Source organism: Paraburkholderia phytofirmans PsJN, assembly GCF_000020125.1.
GTDB classification, from domain to species: domain Bacteria; phylum Pseudomonadota; class Gammaproteobacteria; order Burkholderiales; family Burkholderiaceae; genus Paraburkholderia; species Paraburkholderia phytofirmans.
Window position 1 is genome coordinate 2866206 of the sequence record NC_010676.1, and the last position, 18410, is coordinate 2884615.

At 59.3% G+C, this 18410-nt stretch carries 12 protein-coding genes, 2 tRNA genes and 3 rRNA genes; 3 read left to right on the forward strand and 14 right to left on the reverse strand.

From position 1 onward, the window contains the following. Positions 1 to 15 precede the first annotated feature (15 nt). Positions 16 to 1224 carry an ABC transporter substrate-binding protein gene (locus BPHYT_RS32515; RefSeq protein ID WP_012428377.1) on the reverse strand — a complete coding sequence of 403 codons (1209 nt, stop codon included), beginning with the start codon at positions 1222 to 1224 and terminating at the stop codon, positions 16 to 18. A gap of 275 nt (positions 1225 to 1499) precedes the next feature. Between BPHYT_RS32515 and BPHYT_RS32520 the strand changes: the two genes are divergently transcribed. Both BPHYT_RS32520 and BPHYT_RS32525 read left to right on the forward strand, forming a co-directional pair. Beyond that, on the forward strand, positions 1500 to 2348 hold the full coding sequence (locus tag BPHYT_RS32520) for a FadR/GntR family transcriptional regulator (RefSeq protein WP_012428378.1): 849 nt from the start codon (positions 1500 to 1502) through the stop codon (positions 2346 to 2348). 667 nt (positions 2349 to 3015) lie between these two features. Beyond that, positions 3016 to 3480, forward strand: a complete 465-nt coding sequence (locus tag BPHYT_RS32525; RefSeq protein WP_012428379.1) for a hypothetical protein — start codon at positions 3016 to 3018, stop codon at positions 3478 to 3480. 250 nt (positions 3481 to 3730) lie between these two features. On the opposite strand, the gene tnpC is transcribed toward BPHYT_RS32525, so the two are convergent. From tnpC to BPHYT_RS32585, 12 genes are all read right to left on the reverse strand, one after another. Continuing rightward, positions 3731 to 5287, reverse strand: a complete 1557-nt coding sequence (gene tnpC / locus BPHYT_RS32530) for an IS66 family transposase (protein ID WP_012428380.1) — start codon at positions 5285 to 5287, stop codon at positions 3731 to 3733. 33 nt (positions 5288 to 5320) lie between these two features. Then, positions 5321 to 5671, reverse strand: coding sequence for an IS66 family insertion sequence element accessory protein TnpB (gene tnpB, locus BPHYT_RS32535; RefSeq protein WP_012428381.1), 351 nt, complete (start codon positions 5669 to 5671; stop codon positions 5321 to 5323). Beyond that, positions 5652 to 6131 carry an IS66-like element accessory protein TnpA gene (gene tnpA, locus BPHYT_RS37695; RefSeq protein ID WP_012428382.1) on the reverse strand — a complete coding sequence of 160 codons (480 nt, stop codon included), beginning with the start codon at positions 6129 to 6131 and terminating at the stop codon, positions 5652 to 5654. Before tnpA ends, tnpB begins: the two co-directional genes overlap by 20 nt. Positions 6132 to 6268: 137 nt before the next feature. Then, the gene (locus BPHYT_RS32545; protein WP_012250658.1) at positions 6269 to 6484 is read right to left on the reverse strand and encodes a hypothetical protein; all 216 of its coding nucleotides are present in this window, start codon (positions 6482 to 6484) and stop codon (positions 6269 to 6271) included. Position 6485: 1 nt separating this feature from the next. Then, positions 6486 to 7343, reverse strand: a complete 858-nt coding sequence (locus tag BPHYT_RS32550; protein ID WP_012427050.1) for an ExeA family protein — start codon at positions 7341 to 7343, stop codon at positions 6486 to 6488. After that, positions 7340 to 8776: a helix-turn-helix domain-containing protein gene (locus BPHYT_RS32555; RefSeq protein ID WP_012250652.1), complete on the reverse strand. Its 1437-nt coding sequence runs from the start codon at positions 8774 to 8776 to the stop codon at positions 7340 to 7342. Before BPHYT_RS32555 ends, BPHYT_RS32550 begins: the two co-directional genes overlap by 4 nt. A 98-nt stretch (positions 8777 to 8874) precedes the next feature. Further along, positions 8875 to 9444 carry a hypothetical protein gene (locus BPHYT_RS32560; protein ID WP_007176046.1) on the reverse strand — a complete coding sequence of 190 codons (570 nt, stop codon included), beginning with the start codon at positions 9442 to 9444 and terminating at the stop codon, positions 8875 to 8877. A 259-nt stretch (positions 9445 to 9703) separates the two neighbouring features. Further along, positions 9704 to 9817 (reverse strand): 5S ribosomal RNA (rrf, locus tag BPHYT_RS32565). Positions 9818 to 10020: 203 nt separating this feature from the next. After that, positions 10021 to 12900: ribosomal RNA gene (locus BPHYT_RS32570) — 23S ribosomal RNA — on the reverse strand. Positions 12901 to 13221: 321 nt separating this feature from the next. Beyond that, positions 13222 to 13297 (reverse strand) — tRNA-Ala (locus BPHYT_RS32575). 68 nt (positions 13298 to 13365) lie between these two features. Beyond that, positions 13366 to 13442 (reverse strand) — tRNA-Ile (locus BPHYT_RS32580). Between the two features lie 79 nt (positions 13443 to 13521). Continuing rightward, positions 13522 to 15052: ribosomal RNA gene (locus BPHYT_RS32585) — 16S ribosomal RNA — on the reverse strand. Together the 16S, 23S and 5S rRNA genes with 2 tRNA genes alongside form the textbook arrangement of a ribosomal RNA operon. Before the next feature lie 802 nt (positions 15053 to 15854). Here BPHYT_RS32585 and rpoD point away from each other — a divergent pair. Then, positions 15855 to 17852 carry an RNA polymerase sigma factor RpoD gene (rpoD, locus tag BPHYT_RS32590; protein WP_012428383.1) on the forward strand — a complete coding sequence of 666 codons (1998 nt, stop codon included), beginning with the start codon at positions 15855 to 15857 and terminating at the stop codon, positions 17850 to 17852. Positions 17853 to 17940: 88 nt separating this feature from the next. On the opposite strand, the gene BPHYT_RS32595 is transcribed toward rpoD, so the two are convergent. Beyond that, positions 17941 to 18321, reverse strand: a complete 381-nt coding sequence (locus BPHYT_RS32595) for a hypothetical protein (protein ID WP_012428384.1) — start codon at positions 18319 to 18321, stop codon at positions 17941 to 17943. Between the last annotated feature and the right edge of the window lie 89 nt (positions 18322 to 18410).

Consider the following 18410-nt stretch of genomic DNA (forward strand, 5'->3'; position numbering starts at 1 on the left):
TGCGGCACTCGGGCTTCAGGCCATCTTGCAGCCGGTTTTGTCGAGCGGCAGGAACGATTGGCCGGAGCTCACGATATCCGCGTAGTCGTCGGCGTTTTTCATCTTGTTCTTCGCCTTGCCCTTCAACAGATAATAGTTCTTCAACACCTGATGGTCGCCTTTGCGGACTTCTTCCGGGCCGGTCAAACCGTCGTATTTCATGCCTTCGAGTGCGGCAACCACTTTCTTCGGATCGACGTTACCTGCTTTCACGATGCCGTCGAGTAGGATCTTCGTACAGATATACGAACCTGCAAGGCTGTAGTTAGGGTTTGCCTTGAATGCGGTATTCGCGCGTTTGACGAGATCGCGGTTCAGCGGCGAATCGATGTCGTGCCAATACTGCGCGCCAAAATAGACGCCTTCGCACAGGTCCGCACCGAGCGATTCGAATTGCTCGAGTCCGGACGCCCAAGCCATCAGAATCGTGCAATTGTTCTTCATGCCGAAGCTCACGGCCTGGCGCAACGTATCGGACGATTGCGAGCCGAAGTTCAGAATAAGCAGTACGTCAGGCTTCGCCGCGACTGCGTTCGTCAGATAGCCGCTGAACTCTTTCTCATTGAGCGAGTGATAGCTGTTGCCTACATGTTCGATGCCCTTCTCCTTGAAGATCGTCTTCGCGGCCGAGAGCAAACCGTCGCCGAACACGTATTGCGGCGTGATGGTGTACCAGCGTTTGGCCTTGGGCATCATCTGGATCAACGGACGCACCGTCTGCTCGATCGCGCCGTAGGTCGGCACCGACCAGCGGAATGTGGCGTCGTTGCAGTCCTTGCCGGTGATTTCGTCCGCGCCGGCCGTCGTGATGAAAATGCCGCCTGCTTTCTGGACTTCCTTACCCATTGCCAATGCTTCGGAGGACAAAATACCACCGGCAAAGAAGCGCGCATTCTTCTGTTGCGCGATTTCCTGCACTCGGCGCACAGCGGTTGCGGGCTTGCCTTCCGTGTCGAGCACCGTGTATGCGAGCGGCTGACCCAACACCTTGCCGTACTGCTCGATAGCGAGCTTCATGCCGAGGTCGGCGTATTTGCCGTTCGCCGCGAATGGACCCGACATCGGCACCGGACAGGCGAACTGCAAGGCGCCGGCCTGCGCGAACGCGCTTCGCGCGACCAGCGAGCCCAACGTCCCCGGAACGGCCGACAATGCGGCCAGCTTCAACATATTTCGGCGATTCAAAATGACGCTCCTTAGGAAAGAGACACGCACTGACCGACTACGAAACTGCACGCATTGCGCGAACGACTACTTGAACTTGCTGGCCGCCGTGAAGTTTTCCACCCCATCGGCTTTGTTCTATTTATCATGATAAATAGGTTGGACTTGATCGTAGGTACAATAAATTCTGGTGTCAATAAGGCAAAATTCCTGGCGACATTGAAACGGCCTTCCGGGCCGCGACAGCGCCGGCGAGTCGATCGAAGATCGTGCAGGACGAACTGGGAGCATCGAATATGGCCATGGACCGCGCCAAGGCTGGCGCCGCGATTGAGATCAAGCAGCAAAAACGCGGCGATCTGGTCGCGGAGGAAATCAAGCGGCTCATCACCGAGAAAGACCTGAAGCCGGGCGACCGGCTGCCGCGCGAAGTGGAGTTGCAGCAGCTCTTTTCGGTGAGCAAGAGCACGATCCGCGAGGCGTTGAAATCGCTCGAGGTGCAAGGGCTGATCAAAGTGACCACCGGGCCGAGCGGCGGGGGTATGGTGGTGGAGGTGCCGCTCGATCGTACGTTGCAACTTTTGCAGAACTACCTGTTCTTCAAAGACGTTTCGATCGACGACATCTATACCGTGCGCAAACTGCTGGAGCCCGAACTCGCGGCGGGGGCCGTGCCGCACCTGACGGAGCAGGACTTCGAAGCGCTCGACGCGAGCATTGCGTGTTGTGATCAACCGGCGTCGTCACATGGCGGGAAAGACATCGTGCGGCAGCGGCAGGAAGACGTGAATTTCCACGACATCCTCGCGGCGGCGAATCCGAATCCGTTCCTGCGTTTTAGTTGCGAGTTGATCAATGAAATGATCCGGCAGCTCATCGAGTTTCGTAACGACACGCCGCAAGCGGAGCATGAGCGGTTCGGTCAGGCGAACGTCAAGATTCACAAAGCGATTACAAAGGCTGCGCGTGAGCGTGATGTGGAGAAGGTGCGGGAGTTGATGGTGATCCACATGACCGAGGCGCCACGCTATGTGAAGCGGATGAAGGGGAAGTTGCGTGGACGTTTGATTTTGGATTCGGAGATTCGTCGAAGAGCGCGGGCGCGGAGTGTGGCGCCGGGTTCGGATGAGGGTGAGGTTGGGTGAGGCTGTGCGTGGGGTGAGGGCGGTTTCGTTTGGGTAGGTGTGGTGCCTTGCGGATAGAAGTGATCTTCTCTGATGAAGAGACGCAAATGGTTATGTGTATGGCATGCAGCCGAAGTTGCGACGTGGTCGCAGTATCGACACCGGTTCGGGGTTCGGGGTTCGGGGTTCGGGGTTCGGGGTTCGGGGTTCGGGGTTCGGGGTTCGGGGTTCGGGGTTCGGGGTTCGGGGTTCGGGGTTCGGGGTTCGGGGTTCGGGGTTCGGGGTTCGGGGTTCGGGGTTCGGGGTTCGGGGTTCGGGGTTCGGGGTTCGGGGTTCGGGGTTCGGGGTTCGGGGTTCGGGGTTCGGGGTTCGGGGTTCGGGGTTCGGGGTTCGGGGTTCGGGGTTCGGGGTTCGGGGTTCGGGGTTCGGGGTTCGGGGTTCGGGGTTCGGGGTTCGGGGTTCGGGGTTCGGGTCCTGGTGGGTGGAATGCCTCTGGCATGAAGGAAGATTGAAAGGCATCACACCCTCAGGTCCGACGGACGTATGCGCTGGACTCCGCGTAAGTGTGGCGGCGAAAGCCGCCAGACGACCTTCCAGGCGGTCCGCCTACGGCGTGCACGACGAGGCGCTCAATCTTTTGCGGGCCGCGCCGTTATTGCATCTGCACAGGCATAAACATTGGACCTCCATGGCACAACCTATTCCGTTATCCCGCCACACTGGCGCTGCTCGCGCGCGGCATGCCAAGGCCATGCTGTTGCCGATTCCCCGGCAAACCGCCGACGACCTCGCGCTGCGTGCCCATCTAGCGCTAGACGTCTTGGGCCGCGGCGCCGGCAGCATGAGCGACGCGCAGACGCTCACGCAAATCATGCTACTGACGGGCTTTCTGGCGGAATCGGGGTTCGGCTCGGCGACCGATGAACAACTGGCCGAGGCGGAACGTGCGGTGTCGGCAGTGTTCGACATCGGCCGTGAGACCGGCAAGTGGGCATTGGACAGCAAGGGCTTCGCGCTTTTTGCGACGATCGCAACGAATTATGACCGGCAGCTGCATAGCGCACCCCTCTGGGCGATCACTGATGCGAGTGAACGACTCGATCGATTTACCGCTGGTGTGCCGTACCAGACTCCGGTACGTAAGCGGGCTTAGCCGGATTTTACGATGTGGGGCGGCGAGGGAAACCTCGTCGACATGGTTCTGGCAATCGACCCGAGGTGCGGGTAAGCCGCGAAGGTGTGAATGCCGGACGGGCCTATCTGGAACTGACGGGCTACGCGAACGCGTTGCGGGTGGGCGGGGAGTGAAGGCGGCTGTATCGCGCGGGATTTTACGTGTATGGCGGCGGTGTAAAGTAAGCGCGCATTAGAGGGCGTCCTTGCGCATTGCCATGCGACGTGCGTCAGGCCACGTTTGGATTCAGTCGCCAGGGCAGCAAAGCCTCGTAGTCGTCGGCGGTGTGCGCGTGCGGCAGACCTTTGAACAACGCGATGAGGTATTGGTACGGCTCAATGCTGTTGGCTTTGCAGGTTTGCACAAGCGAATACAGGTTGGCGGCGGCGTTTGCGCCGGCGACGGTGTCACTGAAGAGCCAGTTCCGGCGTCCAACCGTAAACGGTCTGATCGCGTTCTCACACGGGTTGTTTGAGATAGGCCACGCTCCGTTGCCGACGTAGCGAATGAGCTTGGGCCACTGGCCTCGCAGATATTGAAGCGCTTTGCCGAACCCGCTTTGCGGCAGCACCGTGTTCAGATGACGCGATAGCAGCGCCTCGATCTGATCGAGAACTGGCTGACTTCTGGCCTGTCTGAGTTGCTGGCGCTGCTCCGGCGTCATGTCTTGGGATCGTGCCTCAACGGCAAACAGCTGGCCGATCAGCCGAATGAATTCGCTCACCGGATGATTGCCGCCGCGCTGTTCCTTCGGAAGGTCCTCTTCGGCCTCAATCAGGTAACGTCGAGCGTGCGCCCAGCATCCGAGGTGTACCAGCTGGTTTGTTCGGGCGATTTCGTTGTACGGCTCGTAGCCGTCGCTCATCAATACCGCGCCGGGTTTGATGCCAGCATAGAGCACGGCGGCCTGCGCCGCGCTGCGTGTGGGACTGTAGCTGAACATTCGCACTGGTGGTCCGGTACCGTTCATCTGCGCCCACATGTAGCTCTTGCGTTGTGCAGCACGGCCTGGCTCTTTTAGTACCTGCACCGTCGTTTCATCGCCGTAGACGATGTCGGCCTCGAGCAGGTGGTCGCGCATCAGGTTAATCAGCGGCTGCACTGCCATGCCGACGCGCACTACGCTTGCTGCCAGCGTGCCGCGCGAGAGATCGCCACCGAAACGGTGCAGCAACGCGGCGATCCGGTATAGCGGCAGCGCGTCAGCGAACTTACTCACAATCACCCATGCAAGCGCTGATTCAGTGAGTAAGCCCTTCGGGATGATGCGCGAAGGTGCCGGCGTCACCTTGATGCCAAGGTCGCAGCAAGGGCATGCGTATTTGATTCGCTGGTGCTGAATGACGCGAACCTGCTGCGGCACGATATCGAGTTGCTCGCTGATCTCGGCGCCGATCTCGACCAGTGCGTGGCCGTCGTGTGCGCAGACGCGTTCTGATTCGGGCAACTCATGGCGCACGACCTCGCGAGGCAGCATCGGGTTTAACGGTTTGCGCCCACGCTTCTTGCGTTCATGCGCGCCGACTTCGACGCTCTGTTCAGTTTCGGTCTCTTGCGCCGGCTCGCATCCCGTTGCGAGCGCTTCTGCTTCGTTCAGGAAGAGGTCGCGTTGCTCAGCACCGCGCACTTCGCTCCTGGAGGCAAACAACTGCCGCTGATAGGCCTTAAGCCTCTCGCGCAGCAAATCGCGTTCGACTGTCACCACACGCAACTCGCCCTTCATGGCAGCGAGTTCTGCGCGCAGCGCCTGCAGTTCGTCGGTAGAGGAAGAGGATGATGGCGGCATCGCTGAATTAGACCAGCGATGCCGGTTCTCGTTTCAGGTCACGCGCTGATAATAGCGCCTCGGATGCGCGCGCATCGCTTCGATGTCGATGCCCTCCAGTAGCCAGTGAAGTTGCTCTGTTCGCAGCATGAGCACCGCTTCCTTGCGCGGCCATACGAAGCGGTCCTGCTCGAGGCGTTTCATGAGAAGCCAGAAGCCGTTACGGTCCCACAGCAGCATCTTGATGCGGTCGCGCCGCTGATTGCTGAACACATAAACCGCACGCGCGAATGGATCGAGCTTCATTGACTGCTCGACGATGGCTGCGAGACCGTTGATGCTCTTGCGGAAGTCAACGGCGTCACGATGCACATAGACCTTCAGTTCATCGTCCAGGCGGAACATCGCACCGTCCCAGCGTCTCGATCATGGCCGATAGCAACGGCGCGTCATTGCCGCTGCATTCAAACCGGAGTGTGACGCCGTTGGGCATCTGCACCATCAGCCGCACCGACGTCATCGCGGGCGACGATGTCCTTGCTGCGGGGGTGTGGCGGTGTGCCTTCGCGGATGCGGGCGCGACCACCGCTTCGTGACTATCGACTTCGGCTACAGGAATGAAAGCTGTGCCAGTCGGCGCTGGCTGCAGGGACGTGCGAGGCAATCGCTGCTGATGCAGCTTGATCCACTTGCGCAGCAAGTTGGCGTTGACCCCATGCTTGAGTGCGAGCCCGGCGACCGAAGCACCCGGCTCAAGACACGCTTCCACCAACTTCTGTTTGGTTTGCCGGTCATATCTGCGCTTGCCGTCCCGACCGACGTTGACGACCTTCAGCCCAGTCGTTTCTGAGTGTTCTTCTGTCATGAAAGGTGTCCACTGATTCGAAAACAGTGGACATAGCCTGCATGAGCGTGAGCACGTAAATCGATGGGGCAATGAGCAACATAAATGATGTTCGAGGGACGAAGTAAAACGGGAGCGATGAAGCTCCCGTTGTCGTTTCAGAATGGCTCGTCAATGCTCTGGTGTGGCGGCTGTGTCGGACCGCGGTACCAGGGCTCGCGATAGCGGCGGATCTGGGTGGCGTAGGCGCGGCTGAACCACAGATAGAGGTCTTCGATGAAGAACTGCATCATGTAGGCTGCCTCGTCGGAGAGCTCGGGCAATGGCAAGCTCCGGGAGGCGTTGGGTTTGTGAGGTGATGCTTTACGGGACATGTCATCGGGCTCCGTTGGGTTGACGCGCTGGCGTGCGGCGCGAGGACTGTGTTGATGGTGCAAAGACCTCGAAGTACAGCTTCTCGTCGAGTTCGGACAGTTCCCGCTGCGCGGCGGTGGTGAGCAGTTCGTTGGCGAGCGTGGTGAGCACGCGGTAGTTGCCCAGCGCGTGTTCGCACAGCGTGTGGCGCAGCGGCGGTGTCATCAGCTGCGGGGCGCCGGCGCTGGCGAGCAGATGTTCGAGGCAGGCCAGCAGGTCGTCGGCCGAAGCCTTCTCGGTCCCCAGGCGGGAACGGATACGGCTGCCCAGTGGCAGCAGTTCGTCGCGCCGCAGCTTGTCGGTCAGGCGCGTGTCGCCGGCGAGCACCACGCACAGCAGGGGCTGCGAATCGAAGCGGGCGCTGGCCATGAGCCGCAGTTCGTTGAGCACGCCGGGACTCATTTCCTGCGCTTCGTCGATCAGCAGGATTGGGCGCCGGCGCGTGCTTTGCAGGTGCGACATCCACCGGTCGCGCAGCGACCTGAAGCCGCCCCAGCGGTTGTGCGGCCGGAGTTCCAGACCGAAGATGTCGCCCATCTCGCGATAGAAGTCGGCAAGGTTGCTCTGCGGATGATTGATCGAGACGACTGTCAGATCGGTCAGTCGCTCGAGCTTCTCGGCCAGCACGCGCATGACCACGCTCTTGCCGGTCCCCGGCTCGCCGTGGATCATCGCGAAGCCGCCTTCGCGCACGAGCGCGTTCTCGATGCGCCAGCAGAAGTTCTCGACGCGCGGCGGCACGTACAGCGCTTCGAGGGGAAGCTCCGGCGAGAACGGGTTCCACTTCAGGCCGTAGAGGGCTTGCAGACGCTGGCTCATGCCTCCTCCTGCCAGTTGGCGGGAATCCAGGCTGGCGGCAACCCGGTTGCGGCGTGGTCGGCCAGCATCTGGCGTAGCAGCGGCGCGATGCCGGGCGCACTGGCCGGTGGCGGCTCGACATTGACGGCATCGAGTCGCCTGCGCTGGCCATCAGCATTGGCGGCCTTGTCCAGCGGCCGCAGCGGGCACAGCACGGCGCCGCTGCCGGCGTCGACGAGATCGACGCCGCTCAGGTCCCAGCGCGCATAGCGCAGGTGCACGCGCTGCAGGTGCCGGTAGGCCGAGGGAATCTCGAAGCGCGTGCCGGCCAGACTCACGGTGCCATCCGAGCGCCGCTGGGCGCGCGTCACGTCGATACGGAATGCGGCGCGCAGCGCGTCACTCGACGGGCATTCGCGGCCCACATCGGGGCCGGCCAGATAGCGTTTGAGCGGCGTGCCACCGATCTCAGAATGATGCGCGTGGTGGTACTCGCGCTCGATCCACGCGTGGGTGGCCTGATTGAGCAGTTCGAGCGTGAGATTGGGCTCGCCTTCGAGCATGGCCATCACGCGCCCTTCGATGCGGGCCCAGAACGTTTCCTGCTTCGCGTTCTGGTACGGCGAATATGGCAAGGTCGTCTGGTGCAGCACGCCGAGCGCGAGCAAGCCGGCGGTCGTCTCCTCGGCAAGCATTGCTGCGCCGTTGTCGGTCATCAGTGCGCGAGGCCGGCCACGACGCTGGAGCGCCTGGGTGAGCCCATGGATCAGACTACGTGCGGTCTCATCGAGAAACCATTGCGCGTGACAGACGACGCGCGAACGGTCATCGAGCACGCACAGCAGCATCGGCGTGATCCACTGGCCATCATGCGTGAGCAGCTTGCGCGAGCCGTGATGGAAATCGAGATGCCAGAGCGCGTTGACGTGCTCGACCTCGAAGCTGCGGACCTCGAGCTTCTCGAGGCGATCGCGTGCGAGCATCGCGCCGGCGCTGGTATGACGCGGCTTGCGTTCACGGGACAGGCCCTGCGCACGCAGATAACGACGCACCGTCGTGTACGACGGCAGGTTCGCCGGGCCGAGCGTGACCTTGAGATTGTCGACGTGCAACTGGCAGGTCCAGCCGGGATGTTCCCGGTACTGCGCGCGAATCGCCTGTACCGCCTGAGGCGACAGGCTTGCGCCGGCGCCGCTGGGGCGCTTGCGGTCGCGCAGGCTCGCCACCGGATCGTGGGCCGCCTTGCGGGCCCGGTAGAACCACCGCTCAACGGTGGAGCGGCCGAACTGGACATCGTCGCCAGTGACGGGATGACGCCAGCGTTTGGCGGCCAGCGCGGTGATGAGTTCGCGCACCTGCCCGGGTTCAGGCGGTGCTGCCAGCAAGGGGCCCACAACCGCAAAGCGCAGGCGCGCCCAACGATCCCGCAGGGGTAAATCGTGAAGTTCAGTCATGCTCTCTCCAGGGATGCGGCGCACCGCGCCGCGATTCGGGGGAGAGGCGAGACTACCGGCGCAGTCCGAGGGGGGCGAGCGACAAGTTCTGCGGGCGGTTACCGTCCCTCACGCAGGGTGCTCACGGCGCTGCCGCTGGTGAGCGGTGAGAGCCAGCGCAGCAGGCATGGCAATGGCTCGGCAGGCTGCGTGGTAGCGAAGCGCTCGAGCAGGCTTGCCGGCACCTGTGCGGTCTCGACGGGCGGCACGAACGCCGCCCGTCCGAGCGCCCAGAACGGTGTGCCGACAAACCCGGTCATCCACCAGTGCCGCCATCGCGCGATCGTCGAGGGTGGCACGCCCAGCGCATCGAGCTGGCGCATTGCCGCGGCCGTACCGGCGCTCGCACGCGTGGCGCTGACGACAATCATGATTGCGGCGGTGTAGACGCGCCGGCCGAGAAAGCGCACCGAGAATGGCGTGGTACGACGGCGACAGTCGGCGCAGCAGAAGCTGTAGCGGAACTCGCAGTGGCAGCGGGCTTCGTATGAAATTCCGCGCGGCTTGCGCGGGTAGCGGGCGCTATGGAGTACGCCACCGCAGCGACAACGCTGCGCGCGGGTCTGTTCGGCGAAGTCCTGATCGATACGTAACAGCAGGTGATAGAAGTTGGGATCGCGGGCACTCACGTGGCACACTCTGGAAGTCTCGGTTCTTGGCAGACACGAGACTCTCCCTTGGGCGTCGTTTGTGCAAGATGCCTGAGGGAGACCCCCACCGCTACATCACGCAAGCTGCTCAAAACGCCCCGAATTCCCATCGATTTACGTGCTCACGCTCATCCTGCACGCTCAGATCAAAGAGTTCCAGACGTCCATTTCTGCGCGCTTACGGTGTAAACGCAGAAACCCCACCGTGTTGGGGTGGGGTTTCTGATGCTGCAGGGGAGCCTGACGATTACCTACTTTCACACGGGTAATCCGCACTATCATCGGCGTGGAGTCGTTTCACGGTCCTGTTCGGGATGGGAAGGGGTGGGACCGACTCGCTATGGTCATCAGGCTTTGACGGGTTGCTGCCTCGCTCGGGGAGCGCTGCAGCCAATCTGGAAGAAGTAGTTTCTGGTGATGCTCACCAGGGTAAAGCTGTTGGGGTTGTGTTGATTCTGGCACAACACGATCACTCAACCTGAGTGTCCTGCCCCCTTCGGGGGTTGACCTGAGTAAGCGCTGAAGCGCTAACTCATGTCGAAACACACCTGTTATAGGATCAAGCCTTACGGGCAATTAGTATCAGTTAGCTTAACGCATTACTGCGCTTCCACACCTGACCTATCAACGTCCTGGTCTTGAACGACCCTTCAAGGGGCTCGAAGCCCCGGGGATATCTCATCTTAAGGCGAGTTTCCCGCTTAGATGCTTTCAGCGGTTATCTCTTCCGAACATAGCTACCCGGCGATGCCACTGGCGTGACAACCGGTACACCAGAGGTTCGTCCACTCCGGTCCTCTCGTACTAGGAGCAGCCCCCTTCAAATATCCAGCGCCCACGGCAGATAGGGACCAAACTGTCTCACGACGTTTTAAACCCAGCTCACGTACCTCTTTAAATGGCGAACAGCCATACCCTTGGGACCGGCTACAGCCCCAGGATGAGATGAGCCGACATCGAGGTGCCAAACACCGCCGTCGATATGAACTCTTGGGCGGTATCAGCCTGTTATCCCCAGAGTACCTTTTATCCGTTGAGCGATGGCCCTTCCATACAGAACCACCGGATCACTATGACCTGCTTTCGCACCTGCTCGACTTGTCGGTCTCGCAGTTAAGCACGCTTATGCCATTGCACTATCAGCACGATTTCCGACCGTACCTAGCGTACCTTCGTACTCCTCCGTTACACTTTGGGAGGAGACCGCCCCAGTCAAACTGCCTACCATGCACTGTCCCCGATCCGGATTACGGACCAAGGTTAGAACCTCAAACAAACCAGGGTGGTATTTCAAGGATGGCTCCACGCAGACTGGCGTCCACGCTTCAAAGCCTCCCACCTATCCTACACAGACCGGTTCAAAGTCCAATGCAAAGCTACAGTAAAGGTTCATGGGGTCTTTCCGTCTAGCCGCGGGGAGATTGCATCATCACAAACACTTCAACTTCGCTGAGTCTCGGGAGGAGACAGTGTGGCCATCGTTACGCCATTCGTGCAGGTCGGAACTTACCCGACAAGGAATTTCGCTACCTTAGGACCGTTATAGTTACGGCCGCCGTTTACCGGGACTTCAATCAAGAGCTTGCACCCCATCATTTAATCTTCCGGCACCGGGCAGGCGTCACACCCTATACGTCCACTTTCGTGTTTGCAGAGTGCTGTGTTTTTATTAAACAGTCGCAGCCACCAGTTTATTGCAACCCCTTCACCCTTTGCGCGCAGGCGCATCAGGCTACAGGGGCGTACCTTATCCCGAAGTTACGGTACCAATTTGCCGAGTTCCTTCTCCCGAGTTCTCTCAAGCGCCTTAGAATACTCATCTCGCCCACCTGTGTCGGTTTGCGGTACGGTCCTGTTAAACTGAAGCTTAGAGGCTTTTCTTGGAACCACTTCCGATTGCTTCTTCACCGAAGTGAATGGCCTCGCACCCTTGAATTCCGCGCCCGGATTTGCCTAAGCGCCTTCTCCAATGCAAGGACCGGGACTTCCAACACCCGGACAACCTTCCGCGATCCGTCCCCCCATCGCATTTAACAATGGTGCAGGAATATTAACCTGCTTCCCATCAGCTACGCATTTCTGCCTCGCCTTAGGGGCCGACTCACCCTACGCCGATGAACGTTGCGTAGGAAACCTTGGGCTTACGGCGAGGGGGCTTTTCACCCCCTTTATCGCTACTCATGTCAGCATTCGCACTTCCGATACCTCCAGCACACTTTTCAATGCACCTTCGCAGGCTTACGGAACGCTCTCCTACCATGCACATAAATGTGCATCCGCAGCTTCGGTATATTGCTTAGCCCCGTTACATCTTCCGCGCAGGACGACTCGATCAGTGAGCTATTACGCTTTCTTTAAAGGATGGCTGCTTCTAAGCCAACCTCCTGACTGTTTTAGCCTTCCCACTTCGTTTCCCACTTAGCAATATTTGGGGACCTTAGCTGGCGGTCTGGGTTGTTTCCCTCTTGACACCGGACGTTAGCACCCGATGTCTGTCTCCCGTGATTGCACTCTTCGGTATTCGGAGTTTGCTATGGCGTAGTAATCCGCAATGGACCCCACAACCATGACAGTGCTCTACCCCCGAAGGTGATACACGAGGCACTACCTAAATAGTTTTCGGAGAGAACCAGCTATTTCCAGGTTTGTTTAGCCTTTCACCCCTATCCACAGCTCATCCCCTAACTTTTCAACGTTAGTGGGTTCGGACCTCCAGTACGTGTTACCGCACCTTCATCCTGGCCATGGATAGATCACCTGGTTTCGGGTCTACACCCAGCGACTGAATCGCCCTGTTCGGACTCGCTTTCGCTACGCCTGCCCTAATCGGTTAAGCTTGCCACTGAATGTAAGTCGCTGACCCATTATACAAAAGGTACGCCGTCACCCCTTGCGAGGCTCCGACTGTTTGTATGCATGCGGTTTCAGGATCTGTTTCACTCCCCTCCCGGGGTTCTTTTCGCCTTTCCCTCACGGTACTGGTTCACTATCGGTCGATCACGAGTATTTAGCCTTGGAGGATGGTCCCCCCATCTTCAGACAGGATTTCACGTGTCCCGCCCTACTTGTCGTACACCTAGTTCTTCCTCGCTGTTTTCGTCTACAGGGCTATCACCTGCTATGGCGGCACTTTCCAGAGCCTTCGACTAACAATGAAGATAAAGAGTACAGGCTGGTCCCATTTCGCTCGCCACTACTCTGGGAATCTCGGTTGATTTCTTTTCCTGCGGTTACTTAGATGTTTCAGTTCACCGCGTTCGCTTCTCATGACCTATGTATTCAGTCATGGATGACCCATTCGGGCCGGGTTTCCCCATTCGGATATCGGAGGATCAAAGCTCGTTTGCCAGCTCCCCTCCGCTTTTCGCAGGCTACCGCGTCCTTCATCGCCTGTGATCGCCAAGGCATCCACCACATGCACTTGTTCGCTTGACCCTATAACGGGTGTGTCTCGCACGCCCTTCACTGGGAAGGACCGTGGCTGCCACACTCGCTACAGGTTGAGTATTCGTGTTGCGCCGTATTCCAAAGCAATCTTTCGATCACCTTTTCATACATTGATACAATCACAACCCTGATTCACCTACTCGCACACCCATCTCTAAGCATGCTTTCGTGAATCTCTTTACTACTTCTTCCTGATTGTTAAAGAACGACAGCCGATATCATGGTTGCTATAACCATGTATCACTCTGACTGGCTCAATCGCCAATGCACAGCACTCTGCTTCTCACAGCAGCGCTACGCATTGAGGATTGGTGGAGGATGACGGGATCGAACCGACGACCCCCTGCTTGCAAAGCAGGTGCTCTCCCAGCTGAGCTAATCCCCCAGTCATGCACAGACCATCATCTGTTGCCACTCAGGGGTTTTGCCGGTCAGCCATCGCAGACAAGACAATGGTGGGTCTGGATGGATTCGAACCATCGACCCCCGCCTTATCAAGACGGTGCTCTAACCGACTGAGCTACAGACCCCTGAGTCTGTCTGCGTTTCTGTCTTTAATTCACAGCCGATAAGCGTGAGCGCTCAACACGATTGACACGTGAGCTCGAGAAAGGAGGTGATCCAGCCGCACCTTCCGATACGGCTACCTTGTTACGACTTCACCCCAGTCATGAATCCTACCGTGGTGACCGTCCTCCTTGCGGTTAGACTAGCCACTTCTGGTAAAACCCACTCCCATGGTGTGACGGGCGGTGTGTACAAGACCCGGGAACGTATTCACCGCGGCATGCTGATCCGCGATTACTAGCGATTCCAGCTTCACGCACTCGAGTTGCAGAGTGCGATCCGGACTACGATCGGTTTTCTGGGATTGGCTCCCCCTCGCGGGTTGGCGACCCTCTGTTCCGACCATTGTATGACGTGTGAAGCCCTACCCATAAGGGCCATGAGGACTTGACGTCATCCCCACCTTCCTCCGGTTTGTCACCGGCAGTCTCCCTAGAGTGCTCTTGCGTAGCAACTAGGGACAAGGGTTGCGCTCGTTGCGGGACTTAACCCAACATCTCACGACACGAGCTGACGACAGCCATGCAGCACCTGTGTTATGGCTCCCTTTCGGGCACTCCCACCTCTCAGCAGGATTCCATACATGTCAAGGGTAGGTAAGGTTTTTCGCGTTGCATCGAATTAATCCACATCATCCACCGCTTGTGCGGGTCCCCGTCAATTCCTTTGAGTTTTAATCTTGCGACCGTACTCCCCAGGCGGTCAACTTCACGCGTTAGCTACGTTACCAAGTCAATGAAGACCCGACAACTAGTTGACATCGTTTAGGGCGTGGACTACCAGGGTATCTAATCCTGTTTGCTCCCCACGCTTTCGTGCATGAGCGTCAGTATTGGCCCAGGGGGCTGCCTTCGCCATCGGTATTCCTCCACATCTCTACGCATTTCACTGCTACACGTGGAATTCTACCCCCCTCTGCCATACTCTAGCCCGCCAGTCACAAATGCAGTTCCCAGGTTAAGCCCGGGGATTTCACATCTGTCTTAGCGAACCGCCTGCGCACGCTTTACGCCCAGTAATTCCGATTAACGCTTGCACCCTACGTATTACCGCGGCTGCTGGCACGTAGTTAGCCGGTGCTTATTCTTCCGGTACCGTCATCCCCCTCAGGTATTAACCAAGAGGTTTTCTTTCCGGACAAAAGTGCTTTACAACCCGAAGGCCTTCTTCACACACGCGGCATTGCTGGATCAGGCTTGCGCCCATTGTCCAAAATTCCCCACTGCTGCCTCCCGTAGGAGTCTGGGCCGTGTCTCAGTCCCAGTGTGGCTGGTCGTCCTCTCAGACCAGCTACAGATCGTCGCCTTGGTAGGCCTTTACCCCACCAACTAGCTAATCTGCCATCGGCCGCCCCTGTAGCGCGAGGTCCTAAGATCCCCCGCTTTCATCCACAGATCGTATGCGGTATTAATCCGGCTTTCGCCGGGCTATCCCCCACTACAGGACACGTTCCGATGTATTACTCACCCGTTCGCCACTCGCCACCAGGGTTGCCCCCGTGCTGCCGTTCGACTTGCATGTGTAAGGCATGCCGCCAGCGTTCAATCTGAGCCAGGATCAAACTCTTCAGTTCAAACCTGTTACTGTTTTTCGGTTGTTTTACCAACCGGTCGCTCACTCAACGTACTGACGAATGATCTCTCCATCTTTCAATGGAAAAACCTTCCTTTCATTACTGTGTGAGACTTGATACTTTCGCTTCCAGCAAACCCCGAAGGATCCACTGCGCGTCGCGCATCAAGCGCCCACACTTATCGGCTGTTAATTTTTAAAGATCGATTCCGCATTCACCACCAAACCGGCACCGCACGCCGCTGACATCAATCATCAGCATTCCAACTACCCGGCACCGCTTCGTTCTGCGTCGCTGCATCAGCAGCAGAGAAACGAGATTATGAAGAACGACTGACACGTCGTCAACCCCCTTTTGTGAATTTTCTTTTGATCAGGCGCCGATCGACGCCAGAACACTCTTCCCCTATATATAGGGAGAGTTGTGCAAACGTGATCCCGCCGTGTCAGGGCAACCGAACTCCTCTATAGTGAGGAGCTTGAAAACAGCGAATGTGCACGCACCTAGATGCATCGGCTAGGCGACCGCTACGCCCGACCGGCGGCCCAAGGACGGACCTGCGACAAACGCGCATGATGAAAAGATGTGCACACGATGAGCGCAAAGCCCCAAGCTCGGATATAATGCGAGCCGCGCGAATTTCGCACATTTCTATCGGCCCGCTTCGAGCGGGCTCATCTTTTTTGCTCCCCAGAGCACAGCCAAACAACCGCGTTGAGTCACTCAGGTGATGTTGAGCCATGCTCGAAACGCCTGACGGTCGCGTCTTGCGTCTCATAGCGAAGCCTCTAGAGGAGAATACGTGAACCCTTTTGATCGCGAAGATTCGCAACACGAAACCGCCGCCTACACCGCCAAAGCGCCTTCGGGCCGTACGGCCAAGGGCAAGGGCGCCGGTAAAGCGATCCCCGTGGCAGCCGAACTGCCGCCGCAGCAAGCCGAAGAACGTCAGCGCCAGATGCGCGCGCTGATCCAGCTGGGTAAGGAGCAAGGCTACCTGACCCACGCGCAGATCAACGACCACCTGCCCGACAACTTCGCGCAGACGGCCGCTATCGACAGCATCGTCAGCGCGTTCAACGACATGGGCGTGCAGGTCTACGAACAGGCGCCGGACGCGGAAACGCTGCTGCTCAACTCGAACGCCCCGGCCGTCGTGTCGGACGATCAGGCGGACGAGGAAACCGAAGTCGCCCTGTCCACCGTCGATTCCGAATTCGGCCGCACGACCGACCCGGTGCGCATGTACATGCGTGAAATGGGCGCGACCGAGCTGCTGACGCGCGCCGGCGAAATCGCGATTGCGAAGCGCATCGAAGACGGCCTGCATGAAATGGTGCAGGCGATCGCCGCTTGCCCGCTCGCGATCTCGGCCATTCTGGCGAGCGCCCAGCAGGTTGCCGACGGCGAGTTGCGCATCGACGAACTGGTCGACGGTCTGAATGAAGACACCCTCGCCGCTGAAGAAGACAGCACCGGCGCGGACGCATCTGCCGACGTCGACGCCGACACGGACAGCGACGACGACGAAGACAGCGACGACGACGTCGGCCCGGCGGATTCGTCGGCGGCGGACGAAGCGCGCCTGAAGCAACTCACGAGCGACTGCCTCGAAATCTTCGCGCAGGTCGGCATGCTGTCCGACCAGATGAACGCATCGCACACGCGCGGCGACGTCACCTCGAAGGCGTACCAGCGTGCACGCGAAGAAATCCAGCAGCACCTCGCGAAGATCCGCTTCACGGCACGCACCATCGACCGCCTGTGCGGCGACGTGCAGCAACAGGTCGCGCAAGTTCGCGCGATCGAGCGCAACATTCTGCAAATCGTCGTCTCGAAGAGCGGCATGCCGCGCGAGAAGTTCATCGAGTCGTTCGCCGGCCATGAAGCCGACCTCGGCTGGACGGAACGTGCGGCGCGCGGTGCGTCGTCGTACGGCGCGGCGCTGGAGCGCCATTTGCCGGCAATTCAGTCCGAACAGCAAAAGTTGATCGAAATCGAAGCAACGGTTTCGCTGCCGCTGAAGCATCTGAAAGAGATCAACCGCCAGATGGTCGCGGCTGAATCGAAGATGCGCAAGGCGAAGAGCGAGATGATCGAGGCGAATCTGCGTCTCGTGATCTCGATCGCGAAGAAGTACGTGAACCGCGGCATGCTGTTCCTCGATCTGATCCAGGAAGGCAACATCGGCTTGATGAAGGCGGTGGACAAGTTCGAATACCGTCGCGGCTGGAAGTTCTCCACGTACGCAACGTGGTGGGTCCGCCAGGCGGTGACGCGTTCGCTCGCCGACCAGGCTCGCACGATCCGCGTGCCGGTGCACATGATCGAAACGATCAACAAGCTGAACCGCATTTCGCGCGAAATCCTGCAGCAGACCGGTCAGGAAGCGCATCCGTCCGTGCTCGCGGAACGCATGGAACTCTCGGAAGAGAAGGTGCGCGGTATTCTGAAGATCGCGAAGCAGCCGGTATCGATGGAAACGCCGGTCGGCGACGACGGCGACGCCACGCTCGGCGACATGATCGAAGACTCGGCAGCGTCCTCGCCGGCCGACGCCGCGATGCAAGCCGACTTGCGCGCCGCCATCGACGACGCGCTCGACTCGCTGTCGCCGCGCGAAGCCAAGGTGCTGCGTATGCGTTACGGCATCAATACGAAGTCGGACCACACGCTCGAAGAAGTCGGCAAGCAGTTCGACGTCACGCGTGAACGGATTCGTCAGATCGAGAGCAAGGCCATGCGCAAGCTGATGCACCCGAGCCGCGCGGACCGCCTGAAGTCGTTCCTCGACCGCTAAGCCAACCGCTAGCTCAACCGCCAAGCCGTCAATAGCGCTTGCCGTGCGTCACGCACGGCAAGCGCTTTCTTTTTTCCCGGCCCCCTTTTCAGGCAAGCAGCGAAATGATCCCGCCGATCGTGATTCCCGCTGCCAGCCATCGACCGGCCGTGTAGAACGCGTTGTGCGCTTCCTGAGGCTGATCCGGACGCTCGAGTCCGAGCGTGCCGTACGCAAACGATTTGACCGCAGAAACGCCGGATGCGGGTGTGTCCACACTTGTGGAATCGCTGATTGCGTCACCCTGACCCGAATTGCCTTCTTGCGCCGCCGTTGCCGCGCCTTCCGCGGAGATGTGGACAGCGTCGTCCTGCGTGGATGCATGCGCTGTCGATGTCTGTGCGACAGCGTCGTACGCTGCCGACGGGCTTTTCGTCATCGCGTGGTCCGGTCCCGGCAGTGTCGATGACAACGCACTGTCGATTTGCATAGCAACCTCCGTTGATTTTGCTTTTCGATACGCCGGCCGCCGCACGCACGCACAGCAAAACGAGCGCCTATGCAGTCGCGCCGCAAACA

Excerpts from the sequence above, each read along its gene's own strand:
- BPHYT_RS32545 (WP_012250658.1), bottom strand. The coding sequence starts at position 6,484 with ATGTCCCGTAAAGCATCACCTCACAAACCCAACGCCTCCCGGAGCTTG.
- tnpC (WP_012428380.1), bottom strand. The coding sequence starts at position 5,287 with ATGCCGCCATCATCCTCTTCCTCTACCGACGAACTGCAGGCGCTGCGC.
- BPHYT_RS32525 (WP_012428379.1), top strand. The coding sequence starts at position 3,016 with ATGGCACAACCTATTCCGTTATCCCGCCACACTGGCGCTGCTCGCGCG.
- BPHYT_RS32550 (WP_012427050.1), bottom strand. The coding sequence starts at position 7,343 with ATGAGCCAGCGTCTGCAAGCCCTCTACGGCCTGAAGTGGAACCCGTTC.
- tnpA (WP_012428382.1), bottom strand. The coding sequence starts at position 6,131 with ATGACAGAAGAACACTCAGAAACGACTGGGCTGAAGGTCGTCAACGTC.
- BPHYT_RS32520 (WP_012428378.1), top strand. The coding sequence starts at position 1,500 with ATGGCCATGGACCGCGCCAAGGCTGGCGCCGCGATTGAGATCAAGCAG.
- BPHYT_RS32555 (WP_012250652.1), bottom strand. The coding sequence starts at position 8,776 with ATGACTGAACTTCACGATTTACCCCTGCGGGATCGTTGGGCGCGCCTG.
- BPHYT_RS32595 (WP_012428384.1), bottom strand. The coding sequence starts at position 18,321 with ATGCAAATCGACAGTGCGTTGTCATCGACACTGCCGGGACCGGACCAC.
- tnpB (WP_012428381.1), bottom strand. The coding sequence starts at position 5,671 with ATGTTCCGCCTGGACGATGAACTGAAGGTCTATGTGCATCGTGACGCC.